Below are 15,844 nucleotides of genomic sequence, written 5' to 3'. Positions count from 1 at the left end.
ATCCAAGTGCCACGGGTGATGGTGTCCCTGTTGGCTTGTACACGCTATCGCGCCCGCTCGCGAGCTCGGCAACCAGTGTTCACCAGACCGTTGTCAGCCAAGCGCGCCGGTGGGGTTCTCCTCCTTGCGGAAGGTCAGCTTCCCCTCTTCCACGTCGACTTCCACATGGCTGTGCGGCTGCAGCTTGCCGTTGAGCAGCATCCGGGACAGCGGGTTGTCGACTTCCCGCTGGATGGTCCGGCGCAGCGGCCGGGCGCCGTACTCGGGCTGGTAGCCGTGGTGGGCCAGCCAGTCGACGGCGGCGGGGGTGAAGTCGACGGGCACGTCCTGGGCGCGCAGCCGGCGCCGGGTCTCCTCCAGGAGCACATCGGTGATCTGCCGCAGCTGTTCGTCGGCGAGCCGCCGGAAGATGACGATCTCGTCGATGCGGTTGAGGAACTCGGGCCGGAAGTGTTCGCGCAGCGGGCGCAGCACCCGCTCGCGGCGCGCCTCCTCGTCGGCTTCCGCGCCACCGCCGAACCCCATGACCGCGCCGCGCCCGGAGATCTCCCCGGAGCCGAGGTTGCTGGTCATGACGATGACGGTGTTCTTGAAGTCGATGGTGCGGCCCTGGGCGTCGGTGAGCCGTCCGTCGTCGAGCACCTGCAGAAGGATGTTGAAGACGTCGGTGTGGCCCTTTTCGATCTCGTCCAGGAGCAGCAGCGAGTACGGCTGCCGGCGCACCGCCTCGGTGAGCTGCCCGGCCTCCTCGTGGCCGACGTATCCGGGCGGGGCGCCGATCAGCCGGCTGACGGTGTGCTTCTCCTGGTATTCGCTCATGTCCAGCCGGACCATGCGGTCCTCGCTGCCGAAGAGCGCCTCGGCCAGGGCGCGGGCCAGTTCGGTCTTGCCGACGCCGGTGGGGCCGAGGAACAGGAAGCTGCCGATGGGGCGGCCCGGGTCGGCGAGGCCGGCGCGGGAGCGCAGTACGGCGTCGGCGACGGCGGAGACGGCCTCTTCCTGGCCGATCACCCGCTTGTGCAGGTGCTCCTCGAGGCCGAGCAGGCGGTCCCGCTCCTCCTGGGTGAGGCTGCTGACCGGGATGCCGGTCTGCCGGGAGACGATGTCGGCGATGTCCTCGACGGTGACCTCGGCGACCTTGCCGGGCGGGTGCTCTTTGCCGGACCCCTCCTCGATGCGCCGGTTCAGGTCGCCGATCCGGTCGCGCAGCGCGGTGGCCCGCTCGTACTCCTCGGCGGCCACGGCCTGGTCCTTGTCCCGGGTGAGCTGCTCGACCTCCCGCTCCAGCGCCCGGACGTCGGTGCCCCTGGTGCTGGAGCGCAGCCGTACGCGGGCGCCGGCCTGGTCCATCAGGTCGATGGCCTTGTCGGGCAGGAAGCGGTCGGTGAGATAACGGTCGGAGAGCTCGACGGCCGCCAGCAGCGCCTCGTCGGTGTAGCGGACCTGGTGGTGGGCCTCGTAGCGGTCGCGCAGCCCGCGCAGGATCTCCAGCGCGTCGGAGCGGGCGGGCTCGGGCACCATGATGGGCTGGAAGCGGCGGGCGAGGGCCGCGTCCTTCTCGATGTGGCGGCGGTACTCCTGCAGTGTGCTGGCGCCGATGACATGCAGTTCGCCGCGGGCCAGGGCGGGCTTGAGGATGTTGCTGGCGTCCATCGGGCCGCCTTCGGAGCCGCCGGTGCCCACGACGGTGTGCAGCTCGTCGATGAAGATGATCAGTTCCTGGGAGTGGGCGCGGATCTCGTCGATGAGGCCGGTCAGCCGCTCCTCGAAGTCGCCGCGGTAGCGGGTGCCGGCCACCACGCTCGCGAAGTCGAGCTGCAGGACGCGCCGGGCGAGCAGGATGTCGGGGACGTCGGCCTCGGCGATGCGCTGGGCCAGCCCCTCGACGACGGCGGTCTTGCCCACGCCGGCCTCGCCGATGAGGACGGGGTTGTTCTTGCCCCGGCGGGCCAGCACCTCGATGGTCTGCTCGATCTCCTCGTCCCGGCCGATCACCGGGTCGATCCGGCCCTCGCGGGCCATCTCGGTCAGGTCGCGGCCGAACTTGTCGAGGTGGGGGGTCTCCCTCCGGCTGGGGCCGGGGCGCGTTTCGGTGGCGCCGGGGGCCGCCGCGAGGGGCCCCTGGGGGCTCGGGCGGGGCTCGAACCGGGCCGCGTGCAGCAGCTGCCCGGCCGTGGAGTCGTGGTTGGCGGCGAGCGCGATCAGTACGTGCTCGGGGCCGATGTACGAGGAGCCCGCGGACCGGGCGATCTCGTGGGCGTCGAGGAGCGCGCGCTTGACGGCGGGCGTGACCGCGACCGAGCTGCGCGGCGTCCCCTCCCCCGTCTGCCGGTCGATCTCGGCGACGAGGGCTTCGGGGTCGGCCCCGGCCCTGACGATCATGGTGCGGGTCGGCTCGGCCGTGAGCGCCGCGCGGAGCAGGTGTTCGGTGTCGAGGTCGGTGGATCCGCGGTCGGCGGCATACGAGGCCGCGGAGGAGACGAGCTGCCGTGCGGGCTCGCTCATCAGGCGTCCGAAGTCGACGTGCCGGGAGCCGGATCGCTGCCCGGCCGGTCCGACACCGAGGAAGCGTGCGAGAAAGTCTCCGAGGGGGTCCGGGCCGAATTCTTCCGATCCCTTGTACCCGCTGTTCATAGGCATCCGTTCCGGTGGCCCGGCGGACGCGGGCCCCGTTGTCATCGCTGCAAGGAGTCCTATTTGATGAATTTTGATTGATTTTATCCGACATCGGGGCCACTCGCCGAGGGCTGGAGCGGATTCGCCGCGCTCCACCCGCGGGCGGCGAGCGGAGCTGTCACACTCGGCCCCGCCATGTCGTCCTCTTCCCGGGTCACCCGAATCGGGACCGATACACGAGAGGATCGAGAACATGGCAGAGTCGGCAGTGTTTGAAGAGCACCGTGACCGTCTGTGGGCCATCGCCTACCGCATCACGGGGTCGGTGGCCGACGCCGACGACGCCGTACAGGAGTCGTGGCTGCGCTGGGACGCGCTGCCCGAGGACCGGGCGGAGGACCCCCGCTCGTATCTGACCGCCGTCGTCAGCCGGATCTGCTACGACCAGCTCGGCTCCGCCCGGGCCCGCCGCGAGTCCTATGTCGGCCCCTGGCTGCCCGAGCCGCTGGTCGCGGACGGGGGCCCGGAGGACCGGGTGACCCTGGACGAGTCGGTGGGCCTCGCCCTGCTCACCGTCCTGGAGCGGCTCACCCCCGCCGAGCGGACCGCGTTCATCCTGCACGACGTCTTCGCGGTCCCCTTCCCGGAGATCGCCGAGGTCGTCGGCCGCAGCCCGGAATCCGTACGGCAGCTGGCCTCCCGCGCCCGCAGGCACGTGCGCAGCGAGGCCCCGCGCCGCTCTGTCGACCCCGGGGAGCACCGGCGCGCCGTCGACGCCTTTCTGCGCGCGGGCATGGACGGTGACATGGACGCCCTGCTGGAGATCCTGGATCCGCGGGTCGTATGGCATTCGGACGGCGGCGGCAAGGTCATCGCGGCCCGGGTCCCCATCCGCGGCAGCGCGAAGGTCGCCTGCTTCGCCCTGGGCCTGGCCCGTCGCTTCGACCCGGCCACCATGGTGCTCCACGCGCGGGAGGTCAACGGCGCCCCGGGACTGGTCCTCGTCGACGCGGGCCGCGCGCAGATCACGGTCTTCGGGTTCACCGTGCACCAGGGCCGGATCACCGCGATCGACTCCGTCCTCAACCCCGAAAAGCTGCGCCACCTGGACCTCGGGGAGAGGTGAGGGGCGTCATGTCACACTCCGGGACGCCGTGTCGTCTCCCCGGTGACACCCCCTCACAAGGAGGCCACCGAGATGGAGAAGCACGAGGTCCTGGTGTTGGGCGCGGGCTATGCGGGGCTGCTGGCCGCCCTGCGGCTGGCGCCGCACGCGCGGGTGACGCTGGTCGACCCCGGTCCCCACTTCACCGAGCGCGTCCGGCTGCACGAACACGCCGCCGGGCGCCCCGATGTGACCCACCCGCTGCGGGAGCTGCTGCGCGGCACCGGTGTCACCCACCTCGCCGCCCGCGCCACGGGCCTGGACCCCACGGCCCGCCTGGTCACCACGGACGACGGACGCACCCTCCGCTACGACCGTCTGGTGTACGCCCTCGGCAGCCGCACCGTGCCCCCCGGCGAGCGCGCCTTCACCCTGGAGACCACCGCCGAACTGCACAAGCGGCTGCTCGACGGCCCCGGCGAGCTCGCGGTCGTCGGCGGCGGCCTCACCGGCATCGAGACCGCCGCCGAGATCGCCGAGGCGCACCCCGAGTGGCGGGTGCGCCTGCTCACCGGCGGCGAGATCGGCGGCGGTCTGTCCGCCAAGGGCCGGGCCCATGTCCGGACCGCCCTGACCGTGCTGGGCGTCCGCGTCGAGGAGGGCCAGCGGGTGGCGGCCCCCGAGGAGGTGGACGCCGACGCGGTCGTCTGGGCGGCCTCGATGACCGCGAACACCGAGCTCGCCGCCCGGGCGGGCCTCGCGCTCGACACGGCCGGCCGGATCCGCGTCGACGCCGCCCTGCGCTCCACCTCCCATCCGGAGATCTACGCGGCCGGGGACAGCGCCGCGGCCGGCTCACCGGCCGCCGGGGCGCTGCGCATGGCCTGCGCCACCGCCCTGCCCACCGGCTCGCACGCGGCCTCCTCCCTCATCGACGAGGCCCGCGGGCGCGAGCCGCGGCCGCTGCGCTTCCGGTTCCTGATCCAGTGCGTGAGCCTGGGCCGCCGGGACGGGCTGGTCCAGGCGGTGCGGGCGGACGACACGCCTCGTGAGCTGGTGCTCACGGGCCGGGTCGCCGCCCGCTTCAAGGAGCAGGTCGTCCGCCAGACGATCAGCTTGATGCACCTGGCGGCGCGCCGCCCCCAAGCCGTTCCGCTCGTCCCGTGGATCTGAGCGATCCGCAGGGGACCCGGCGGGCCGGGACGGGGCGCGACCGGGGCGGTCAGGGCGCCTGGGTACGCGCCGCCCTGACGTGTCCGGCGTAGCGGCGGAGCACGTCGAACCACCGCCGGGCGACCTCGGCCACCTGGTCGTCCTCCAGCACGCCCGACGGCCAGATCCACCGCGCCGCCAGCCTCGCCCCCCGCTCGCGGTCCTCGACCGCGACCGTGAGGGTGAGGGTGCGCTCCAGCGGCGCCCCGGCGTCCGCCCCGCCGCCCATCGCCGACCCCGCCTCGCCGGTGGGTGTCCAGTGGGCGGAGCGCTCGCCGACCTGGAACCGGCCCAGGTAGTTGACGGAGACCTGCGGGTCGCCGAGCGCGGCCAGTCGGGGAGCGGTGCGCGGGTTGAGGTAGCGCAGCAGGCCGTATCCGATGCCGTTGTCGGGCAGGGCCGCGAGCTGGGCCCCCACCCGAGCGGCGGCCTCGGTCAGCGCGGCGCCGGAGGCGTCGAGTTGTTCCTCGGAGATCTGCCCCGGGTCGAGGACGAGCGGGAACTGCGCGGTGAACCACCCGACGGTGGCCGACGGATCGACCCCCTCGGCGAGGAATTCGCGGCCGTGGGCCTGGAGGTCCACGAGCACACCGGTGCCCTCCTCGCCCCGCCAGCGCGCGTAGGCGACGGCGAACGAGGCGTACAGCACATCACGCAGGTCCACGCCGAGTGCGCCGGGCACCGCGAGCAGTGTCGCCGTGTCCTCCTCCGGGAGGTCGAGGAGCAGCATCCGCGCCGAGGCCAGGGTGTCGGTCCGCGGGTCGAGCGGCCGGGTGCCCAGTGTGGGCCGCTTCGGCTCGAACATCCGCGTCCACATCTCCAGTTCCTTCTCGCGCGCGGGCTCCACGGCCTCCTCGACCAGGTGGTGCGCCCACCTCCGGTAGGAGGTCGCCGGTGCCCGCGGATCCGGCCGCCGGCCGGCCGCCACCGCTTCGTACGCGCGGGCGAGGTCCGGCAGCAGGAACCGCCAGGAGACCCCGTCGACCACGAGGTGGTGCAGCAGGATCAGCAGCCGGCCGGGCCGCCCCGGCCCGGGGTCCAGCCAGACGGCCCGGAGGGTGCGGCCGGACGCGGGGTCGAGCTCCGCCTGGTGGCGGAAGGACGCCTCGGCCAGCGCCGGGGGCCACTGCGCCTCGTCTTCGACCTCGATGACCTGGTGGGTGAAGCAGTCGGCCACCCGGACCGAGCCGGGCTCCGCGATCTCCAGCGCCCGCCGCCCCCGGTCGTCCTTGTGCCGCATCCGCAGCGCGTCATGGCGGTCGACGAGCGCCTGGAGGGCGGCGATCAGATGCTCGGCGCGCGCGCCCGCGGGGACGCGGACCGCCATGGAGAGGTGGTACGCGTCGATCGGCCCCTCGCAGTCCCACATGCGCCTGATGATCGGTGTCGCCGGGAGCTCGCCCACCCCGTCGTCCGCGCCGCCGCCGTCGCGGTGGCGGCCCTCGCCGGCCGGCGCCGGGCGCGGCGCGCTCCGCTCGGCGATCGCGGCCAGCGCGGCGACCGTACGGCCCTCCGCCACGTCCCTGGGCCGCAGCGCCAGGCCGGCGTGGCGTGCCATGTCGGTGAAGCGCATGGAGACGATGGAGTCGCCGCCCATCAGGAAGAAGTCGTCGTCCACGCCCACGCTGCCCACCCCCAGCGCCTCGCTCATCAGCGAGCACAGCGTCTCCTCCGCGGGGGTGCGCGGCCGGGCCGCGGTCGAGGCGGCCGTGAAGTCGGGCGCCGGGAGGGCGGCGCGGTCCAGTTTGCCGTTGACCGTCAGCGGGAGTTCGGGCACCTCCACGAACGCCGAGGGCACCATGTGGCCCGGCAGCCGGGCCGCGGCGAGCCCCGCCAGCGCGGCGGGCCCGGGCAGCGTGGCGCCGGGTTCGGCCACCAGATAGGCGACCAGCGCCGGCCTGCCCGGCCGGTCCTCGCGCAGCACGACGGCCGCCCGCGCCACCTGGTCGAGGGCCGTGAGCGCGGACTCGATCTCGCCGACCTCGATCCGAAAGCCGCGCAGCTTGACCTGGCCGTCGGCCCGTCCGACGTACTCAAGCCCGCCGTCCGTTCCCCGTCGCGCCAGGTCTCCGGTGCGGTACATGCGCTCGCCCAGGGCGCCGAACGGGTCGGCGACGAACCGCTCGGCGGTCAGCGCGGGCCGCCCCGCGTAGCCGCGGGCCAGGCCGGGGCCGGCGACGTACAGCTCGCCGACGGTGCCCGGGGGCACCGGCCGCAGCAGATGGTCGAGGACATACAGCCGCAGATCCGGGATCTGGCGACCGATGGGGCTGACCGAGCCGTCCCGCGCCGCGTCGGCGCGGACCAGTTCGGTGTGGGTGACATGCACGGTCGTCTCGGTGATGCCGTACATGTTGACCAGCCGCGGCGCCTGCTCGGGGTGTCTGGTGTACCAGTCCCCCAGGCGGGAGACGTCGAGCCGTTCGCCGCCGAACACCACGTACCGCAGGGCGAGCCGCGCGACCGGCTCCGGGCGGTCGCGGTCGGCGCCGAGCAGCTGGTAGAACGCCGACGGGGTCTGGTTGAGCACGGTGACGCCCTGCTCGACCAGCAGTTCCAGGAATTCGGCCGGGGACCGGGTGACGGTGTGGGGAACGATCACCAGCGAGCCGCCGTACAGCAGCGGGCCCCAGATCTCCCACACCGAGAAGTCGAACGCGTAGGAGTGGAACAGCGTCCACACGTCGTCCTCGCCGAACCCGAAGAGGTGGTCGGTGGAGGTGAACAGCCGGATGACGCATCCGTGTGGGACCAGCACCCCCTTGGGCCGCCCGGTCGAGCCCGAGGTGTAGATGATGTAGGCGCCGTGCGCCGGGGTGAGCGGGCCGCCGCGGTCCGCGTCGGTCAGGTCGGTCGGCGCGAGGTCCTTCATGGCGCTCGTGACCCGCGGCGCGTCGAGCTCCACGACCGGCACGGCCGGTACGTCCGGGCCCTTTGGCAGCGCGCCGGCGGTGTCGGTGGTGGTGACCACGCACACCGGGGCGGCGTCCGCGAGGATGAACCCGATGCGCTCGCGCGGATAGGCGGGGTCCACCGGCAGATACATCGCGCCGCTCTTGAGAACGGCCAGCAGCGCCACGACCAGCTCGGCGCGGCGGTCGACCGCCAGGGCCACCACCCGCTCCGGCCCGGCGCCGTGCCCGGTCAGCACTCGCGCCAGGCGGTTGGCGCGGTCGTTGAGCTCCGCGTACGTCAGGGAGCGCGGGCCGTCGACCACGGCGATGTTGTGCGGGGTGGCCCGCGCCTGTGCCTCGAACCGCCCCGGCAGGGTCTCCTCGCACCGGACCCGCCCGGGTGCCGGCTGCCCCGCGGCCGCGGTCAGCAGCCGCGCCACCGGGGCCTCGGCCGCCCCTGGTGTTCCGGATGGTCCGGGCGCCTGGGTCAGCAGGCGTTCGAGCGCGTCGGCGGCCGCCGACGCCCGGCCCTGGCCGACGGTGTCCGGGCAGTAGTTGACGTGGATCCGCAGCCGCTCGCCGGGGATCGCGACCACGCTGAGCGGGTAGTGGGTGCCGTCCTCGGGGTGCACCCCGGTGACGGTCAGCCGCTTGGAGGCGGAGCGCAGGGCGTCCGGGTCGTGGGGGTAGTTCTCGTAGACCAGGAGGGTGTCGAAGAGCCGGCCGGTGCCGATGCGGCGCTGGATGTCGGTGAGGCCGATGTGGTGGTGGTCCAGCAGTCGGGCCTGTTCGCCCTGGAGGCGGGTCAGCAGCTGCGGGAGGGTCTCGTCGGGGCGCAGCCGGACCCGGGCGGGCACGGTGTTGATGAACAGTCCGACCATGGTGTCGATGCCGTCGATCTCGGGCGGGCGCCCGGAGACGGTGACGCCGAAGACCACGTCGTCGCGGCCGGTCAGCCAGCCCAGCACGATCGCCCAGGCGCCCTGCACCACCGTGTTCAGCGTCAGGTCGTGGCGGCGGGCGAAGGCGGCGAGGGCGGCGGTCTGCTCGGCCGTCAGCTCCAGCACGTGGCGCCCGGTGGCGGCCGCCGCGGGGGTGTCCTGGTCCGCGACGAGGGTCGCCCCGGCCACCCCCGACAGGGCGGTGTGCCAGGCGTCCAGCCCCGCCTGGGTGTCCTGCCCCTTCAGCCAGGACAGATAGGCGGAGTACGGGCGGGGTGTGGGCAGCGCGGCGGGCGCGGCAGGGTCGTGGGGGTCGTTGCCCGCGTCGTACAGCGCAAGCAGTTCCCGTGACAGCAGCGCCATCGACCAGCCGTCGAGCAGCAGGTGGTGGCTGGTCAGGACCAGCCGGTAGCTGTCCTCGGCGAGCCTCAGCAGCATGCAGCGGGCCAGCGGGGCGGTGTCCACGGGCAGGCGCCGCCCGCTGTCGGCGTCCAGCAGCCGGGCCGTCTCGGCCTCCCGCGCGGGCCCGTCCAGCCGCGACAGGTCGTGCTCCCGCCACGGCAGCGCCACCCGGGCGGGGATCACCTGCGCCGGCTCGGCGAGCCCTTCCCGTACGAAACACGCGCGCAGCCCCGGGTGCCGGGCGAACAGCCCCTCGGTGGCGGTGCGCAGCCGCGCCGGGTCGACCTCGCCCGCCAGGTCCAGGCCGAACCGCACCACATAGTCGTCGTGCGCGGTGTCGTCGTACGCGGCGTGGAAGAGCAGCCCCTGCTGCAGACCGGACACCGGCCAGACGTCGGCCAGGTCCGGCACGGCCCGCTCCAGCCGCTCCACCTCGGCCATGGACAGCGGGACCAGGGGGAAGTCGGAGGGGGTGTGGCCCCGGTGTGCCGCGTACGCGAGGTTTCCGATGTGCCGTGCATGGGTCACCAGGCCGGTGAGCGCGGCGAACCACGCGTCGGCGAGCTCCCGTACGGCCGGCTCGTCCAGCAGTTCGCCCGCCCAGATCCACACCGCCGTCAGCCGCGGGCCGTCCTCCCGGTCCTCGGTGTGCGCGTTGAGGGCCAGGGTGTGCGGCAGTGGCATACCGGGCGGGAAGCCGCCGCGCAGCGCTCCGAAGTCGGGGTCCGGGTCGGGCAGCCAGTCGGCGCCGTCGGACACGGTGAACCGGCCGAGGTAGTTGAAGCCGATCTGCGGGCCCGCGTGTCCGGCGAGCCGGCGCGCCGCGCCGGGGTTGAGATGGCGCAGCATGCCGTAGCCGATGCCGTGGTCCGGCAGCGCCGCGAGCTGTTCCTTGACCGTCCTGACGGCGGTGCCGAGCGCCGCGGAACCGGCCGTCACCTCGTCCCAGTCGAGCGCCCCGGGGGCGAGCCGCGCGGGGAACATGCTGGTGAACCAGCCGACGGTCTGGCTGAGGTCGACGCCGTCGGCGAGCTGTTCCCGGCCGTGTCCCTCGAGTTCAAGCAGCACATCGCCGGTGTCGCCGATGCCGCGGCGGCGCCGCCACTCGACCACGGCGAGGCTCAGCGCGGTCAGCAGGACGTCGTTGACCCCGGTGTGGTAGCGCTCGGGTACGGAGGTCAGCAGCGCGGCGGTGACCTCGCCCGGCAGGGAGAGCGACAGCATCCGGGCGCTGGTGGCGGTGTCCCGGGCGGGGTCCAGCGGGCGGGGGCCGAGGAGCGGGTCGGCGCCGTCGAGGATGCTCTCCCACAGGGGGAGCTCGGCCGTCCGGGCCTCGTGGTGCGCGCCCTCGGTCAGCAGCCGGGACCAGCGGCGCAGGGAGGTGACCGGGCCGGGGGTCGCGAGGGGACGGCCCTCGGCGGCCGCGGCCCAGGCGTCGGCGAGGTCGCGCAGCAGCACGTGCCAGGAGACCCCGTCGACCGCGAGGTGGTGGATCAGCATCAGCAGCCGGCCGGGCCGGTCGGGGCCCGCGTCGAACCAGACGGCCCGCAGTAACACCCCTTTCTCCGGGTCGAGTTGGCCGCGCGCCGCCTCCGAGGCCGCGTCGATGATCCTGCGCCACCGCGCGGTGTCGTCGGCGCCGGGGTTCACGTCCGGCAGGGGGACCCGGGTCAGGCACTCATGGCCGCGGACGGCGCCGCGCGGGGCGATCTCCAGCGGGCCGCCCACCCCGGCGCCCAGCGTGAGGCGCAGCGCGGCATGGCGGTCGAGCAGGGTGTCGAGCGCACCGGCCAGGTGGTCGTGGCACAGGCCGCCCTCCACCCGTACCAGCACCGACTGGTGGAACTCCTTGACGGCGTCCGGGCCGAGCCCCGTCAGCCAGCGGATGATCGGGGTCGGGGGGAGTTCGCCGCTGTCGTCGGTGTCGTGCGGGCCTTCGCCAGTGGAGGTGCCGTCGTGGGAGGTGTCCGCCGCGGAGCGGGCCGCGCGTGCCAGCGCGGCCACGGAGCGGTGTTCGAACACCTCGCGCGGGGAGATGGCGAGTCCTGCGGCGCGGGCGCGGCTGACCAGGGTGAGCGAGAGGATGCTGTCGCCGCCGAGGGCGAAGAAGCTCTCGTCGACGCCGACGCGGTCGAGCCCGAGGATGTCGGTGAAGAGCCCGTGGAAGAGCTCTTCCCGGTCCGTGCGCGGGGCCCGGTGTTCGGTGTTCTCGGCCGGCTGGGGCTTGGGGAGCGCGGCCCGGTCGAGTTTGCCGTTGGGGCTCAGCGGCAGCCGGTCCACCAGGACGATCCGCGCGGGCACCATGAACTCCGGCAGCCCGCTCCTGGCGCGGTCCATGAGCTCGTCCGGGAGCGCGGCGGCCGTGGCGTGGTCGGTGCCCGGCTCGGGGAGGACATGGGCCAGCAGCCGGGTGGCGCCGGGGCGAATTTCGTCGGCCGTCACCACGGCCCGCCGCACCGCCGGATGGCCCGCCAGCACGGCCTCGATCTCGCCGGCCTCGATCCGCAGGCCCCGCACCTTGACCTGCCCGTCGGCGCGCCCCACGTACTCGAGCTGGTGGTCCTCCCTGCGCCGCACCAGGTCGCCGGTGCGGTACAGCCGTGACCCGGGCGGGCCGTAGGGGTTGGCGACGAACCGCTGCGCGGTCTGGCCGGGCCGGTTCAGATAGCCCCTGGCCAGCCCGGGCCCGCTCAGCCAGAGTTCGCCGACCGTGCCGACGGGGACCGGGCGCAGGGCCGCGTCGAGTACATACGCGGCCGTGTTGGCGGTGGAGGTGCCGATCGGGGGTGTGCCCTCGCCGCCGAGCGGGCCGCTCATGGCCGCGCAGACGGTGGCCTCGGTCGGGCCGTAGCCGTTGAGCAGGACGGTGTCCGCGGCCCAGTCGGCCGCCAGCTCGGGCGGCAGCGCCTCGCCCACCGCCATCAGCCTGAGGCCGGCCGGGAGGGTGCCGCGGTCCAGGCTCGCCAGCACGGCGGGTGGCAGCACGGCGTGTGTCACGCCGAGGCCGCTGATCAGCTCCGGCAGCTCGGGGCCCGCGGGCGGCGCGCCGTCGACGCCGATGACCAGGCAGCCGCCGGACAGCAGCGCCGCGGTCAGCTCCCAGACCGCGGAGTCGAAACTCGGCGAGGCGAACTGCAGGACCCGGGACCGGGGCCCGACGCCGAACCGGGTGCGCTGGGTGTGCACCAGGCTCGGCAGGCCCACGTGGGTCACCACGACCCCCTTGGGCGTGCCGGTGGACCCGGAGGTGTAGACCACATAGGCGGGGTGGCGCGGTTCGAGCCGCGCGTTCCGCTCCTCGTCCCGTACGTCCGCCGGGTCGCGGCCCGCCAGGTCGCGGACGGTCTCGGGGGCGTCCAGGAGCAGCCGGTCGCCCGGCAGGTGTCCGATGGTCCGCGCGTGGGCGGTGGTCGTCAGCGTCAGCGCGGGCCGGGCGTCGGAGAGCATGAACTCGATCCGCGCGGGCGGATAGTGGGGGTCGACCGGCAGGAAGGCGCCGCCCGCCTTCCAGACGGCCAGGACGGCGACGACGAACTCGACGGACCGCTCCAGTGCGAGCGCGACCGGCGTCTCGGGGCCGACGCCGCGCTCGATGAGCGCCCGCGCCAGCCGGCCCGCCCGCGCGCCCAGTTCGGCGTAGGAGAGCTCGGTGGAGCCGGAGAGCACGGCGGCGTGCCCGGGGTGGAGCCGGGCCTGCCGCTCGTAGAGCTCGCCCGCCGTGGCGTCGGGCACCACCACGGCCACCTCGGTCGCCTTGCGTAGCAGAAAGCCCCGCTCGCGGTCGGTGAGCAGCGACACCTCGGCGAGCGACATACCGCCGCCGCCGGCCGCGACGGCCCTCAGCAGCCGGGAGATCCGCTCGCCGTGGCCCCGCGCCTCGGCCTCGCCCCATACGGCGGCGTTGGCGTCCAGGTCGACGGTGAGGCCCCGGCCGTCCAGGCGGTCGGTGAAGGCGAGCGCCAGGTCCTCGACGGGGCCGGTGGACAGGTTGTGGGCGGCGGCGGGGTGCGGGCCGAACCGCAGGTCGTAGTCGAACGACATGATGTTGACGATCATCGAGTACAGCGGGGTGGGCTGATCGTCCGGCGAGACCAGGCGCGCCATGTCGGCCGCGCGGTAGCGCTGGTGGGCGAGGGCCGACCGCATGGCCTTCTGGGCGGCGCGCGCCAGCTCCTCGACGGTCGTCTCCGGGCGCGGGGACAGCCGGACGGGCAGGACGTTGGACAGTGCGCCGGGGGTGGTCCTGGCGGTCGGGGTGGTGCGGGCGGTGACGACGAGCCCGAGCACCACCTCCGGCTCCCCGGTCATACGGTGCAGATACAGCGCGGCCACGGCGAAGAGCATCGCGGAGCGATGGATCCTCGCCCGCTCGCAGACGCGGTCCAGGGCGACCAGGTCCTGGGGCGACAGCCGGTCCGAGGCCCGGGTGAAACCGGAGGCGGGCGCGCGCCGACGGGTCAGGGAAACGGGTTCCGGAAGATCGCGCAATTGCTTGAGCCAGTAGTCGCGGTCCCGGGCGAACGCCTTTGACGCGCGGTATTCCTCTTCCTCGGCGAGCAGCCGGCCGAAATCACCGAAGGGGCTCGGCGGTATTTCCTCGCCCGCGTCCAGCGCCGAGTAGACCCCCGCCACTCGGTGCGCGATAAGCGGCCCGCTGAATCCGTCGACGAGAATGTGGTGGTATCGGCTGCACCAGAAATAGAGATCGTCCGCCAACCGGATCACCGCATGGGCGACCAGCTCCCCGTCCGGCAGCGGAACCGGCCCGGCCAAGAATTCCGCCATCCATCGCTCGGCGGCGGCGCGCGGGTCCGCTTCCGCCGTCAGGTCGACGCGGATGAGCGGGAAGTCGTCGCGGCCCTTGACGGCCCACCGCGGACCGGCCTCGTCCGCGGTGAACCGCACCGTGAGCGCTGTGCATTCGGCGAAGGCGCGGCGCAGGGCGGACTCGAATAAGTCGAAACGCAGCCGGCCAGGTATTTCGATGTATTCGCCGATGGTGTAAGCGGTGCTGTCCGGGCGCAGGGAGTGGGCGATCCAGAATTCGCGCTGCGCGGCAAACGGAATCCCCGGGGCGGAGCCATTGACAGGCATGAAGGGTCTGGCCTCCTCGATAAGTGGGCTGCCGATTTCAGGGGCGGTTTCCCGAGTGTAGGGCCGTAATGCGGCCGAATGGCCTGGCAGTTCGCTGCAATGGCAACTGTCGGCCGTACGGGCCTGCCGTGAATCCGCCCCCGGCCCGGCTCCGCGTCCGACCGTGAATCCGCCCGCGGCCCCGGCTCCGCATCCGACCGCGCGCCCGGCCCCGCTCTCGCCCCGTATCGGGCCCGCCCCCGGCGACACGCTGCGGTGCTCGGCCCGGCGGCGTAGCGGCGTCGGCCCATCGGGTGCCTTTCGTCGGCCGTTCCGGTGAAGCCCGGCGCCGTCGCGTCACGAGCGGACTCCCGCACGCACATAAATACGACTATCCACCTGTTTGCCCCATGTGAGCGTGAGGTGAGCCTTTTGTCTCTCGAGACCCGTCAACGGACCGCGCTCGTGGTCGCCGCGCTGCTCGGCGCGGCCACCGCGTGCACCGCCGGCATACCCGCCACCCCCGAATCGGGGGAGAAGTCCTCCCGGACCGCGGCCGCGGCGAAGCCCGGGCCCACCAGGGGGTTCACCCTGGTGGCCACCGGTGACCTGCTGATCCATGACTCGGTCATCCGCCAGGCGCGGGCGGACGCGGGCGGCAACGGCTACAACTTCGGACCCATGCTCGCCGGGGCCGAGCCCGTGGTCTCCCGGGCCGACCTGGCGATATGCCACATGGAGACGGTCTACGGCGCAGCGGGCGGGCCGTTCACCGGCTACCCGACCTTCAAAAGCCCGCCGGAGGTCGCCGAGGCCGCCAAGGAACTCGGCTACGACTCCTGCTCCACCGCCTCCAACCACACGCTGGACGCCGGCGCGGAGGGCGTGACCCGCACCCTCGACGCGATGGACCGCGCCGGACTCCGACACGCCGGATCGGCCCGCTCCGCCGAGGAGCACGCGATGCCGACGCTCATGAAGGCCGGTGACGCCACGGTCGCCCAGCTCGCCTACAGCTACGGCACCAACGGCATCCCGGTGCCCAAGGACAAGCCCTGGCTGGTCAACCTCATCGACCCGGCGCGGATCGTCAAGGACGCCCGGGCCGCGCGCCGGGCCGGGGCCGACGTGGTCGTGGTGAGCCTGCACTGGGGCACCGAGTGGCAGGAGGCGCCGGACCAGCTCCAGCTCTCGGTCGCCAAGAAACTCACCGCCTCGATGAACGGCGGGCGCCACGACATCGATCTCATCATCGGCACCCACGCCCACATCCCCCAGGCGTACGAGAAGGTCAACGACACCTGGGTCGTCTACGGCATGGGCGATCAGGTCGCGGGCGTCATGAACGACCCGCGTGGCCAGATGGGCTCGGCCGCCCGGTTCACCTTCGCGCCGCCCGCCACCACGGACAAGCCGTGGACCGTGAAGAAGGCGGAGTTCATCCCCCACGCCGTGGACAACGACCCGATCCGGGTGGTGAACCTCCCGCGCGCCGGCGGCCACACCGACGCCCTCGAGTCCATCCGCCGCGCCGTACTCAGCAGGGGCGCGGAGCGGGACGGGCTCACCATGGGCCGCTGACCTCCCGCCCCGGCGCCGGC

At 73.7% G+C, this 15,844-nt stretch carries 5 protein-coding genes; 3 read left to right on the top strand and 2 right to left on the bottom strand.

The annotated features are described in order from the left end of the window. Nucleotides 1-93: 93 nt before the first annotated feature. Nucleotides 94-2,634, bottom strand: a complete 2,541-nt coding sequence (locus ACFZDL_RS29550) for an ATP-dependent Clp protease ATP-binding subunit (protein WP_353596416.1) — start codon at nucleotides 2,632-2,634, stop codon at nucleotides 94-96. 235 nt (nucleotides 2,635-2,869) lie between these two features. On the opposite strand from ACFZDL_RS29550, the gene sigJ reads away from it, so the two are divergent. Further along, on the top strand, nucleotides 2,870-3,742 hold the full coding sequence (gene sigJ / locus ACFZDL_RS29545; RefSeq protein ID WP_353596417.1) for an RNA polymerase sigma factor SigJ: 873 nt from the start codon (nucleotides 2,870-2,872) through the stop codon (nucleotides 3,740-3,742). Nucleotides 3,743-3,814: 72 nt separating this feature from the next. Then, nucleotides 3,815-4,894, top strand: coding sequence for an FAD-dependent oxidoreductase (locus ACFZDL_RS29540; RefSeq protein WP_353596418.1), 1,080 nt, complete (start codon nucleotides 3,815-3,817; stop codon nucleotides 4,892-4,894). A 49-nt stretch (nucleotides 4,895-4,943) separates the two neighbouring features. Here ACFZDL_RS29540 and ACFZDL_RS29535 read toward each other — a convergent pair whose 3' ends face one another. After that, a complete protein-coding gene (locus tag ACFZDL_RS29535) occupies nucleotides 4,944-14,264 on the bottom strand; it encodes an amino acid adenylation domain-containing protein (protein WP_353596419.1) in 9,321 nt (3,106 codons plus the stop codon). Nucleotides 14,265-14,675: 411 nt separating this feature from the next. On the opposite strand from ACFZDL_RS29535, the gene ACFZDL_RS29530 reads away from it, so the two are divergent. Continuing rightward, nucleotides 14,676-15,824 (top strand): CapA family protein, encoded by a 1,149-nt coding sequence (locus ACFZDL_RS29530; RefSeq protein ID WP_353596420.1) that lies wholly within the window; start codon nucleotides 14,676-14,678, stop codon nucleotides 15,822-15,824. Nucleotides 15,825-15,844 lie beyond the last annotated feature (20 nt).

Origin of the sequence: Streptomyces sp. NPDC007917 (genome assembly GCF_042959105.1) — a bacterium.
In the GTDB taxonomy this organism is placed as follows: domain Bacteria; phylum Actinomycetota; class Actinomycetes; order Streptomycetales; family Streptomycetaceae; genus Streptomyces.
The sequence above is the reverse complement of the archived record's forward strand: the minus strand, read 5'-3'. Positions and strand labels throughout refer to the sequence as shown.

Excerpts from the sequence above, each read along its gene's own strand:
- ACFZDL_RS29550 (WP_353596416.1), bottom strand. The coding sequence starts at position 2,634 with ATGAACAGCGGGTACAAGGGATCGGAAGAATTCGGCCCGGACCCCCTC.
- sigJ (WP_353596417.1), top strand. The coding sequence starts at position 2,870 with ATGGCAGAGTCGGCAGTGTTTGAAGAGCACCGTGACCGTCTGTGGGCC.
- ACFZDL_RS29540 (WP_353596418.1), top strand. The coding sequence starts at position 3,815 with ATGGAGAAGCACGAGGTCCTGGTGTTGGGCGCGGGCTATGCGGGGCTG.
- ACFZDL_RS29535 (WP_353596419.1), bottom strand. The coding sequence starts at position 14,264 with ATGCCTGTCAATGGCTCCGCCCCGGGGATTCCGTTTGCCGCGCAGCGC.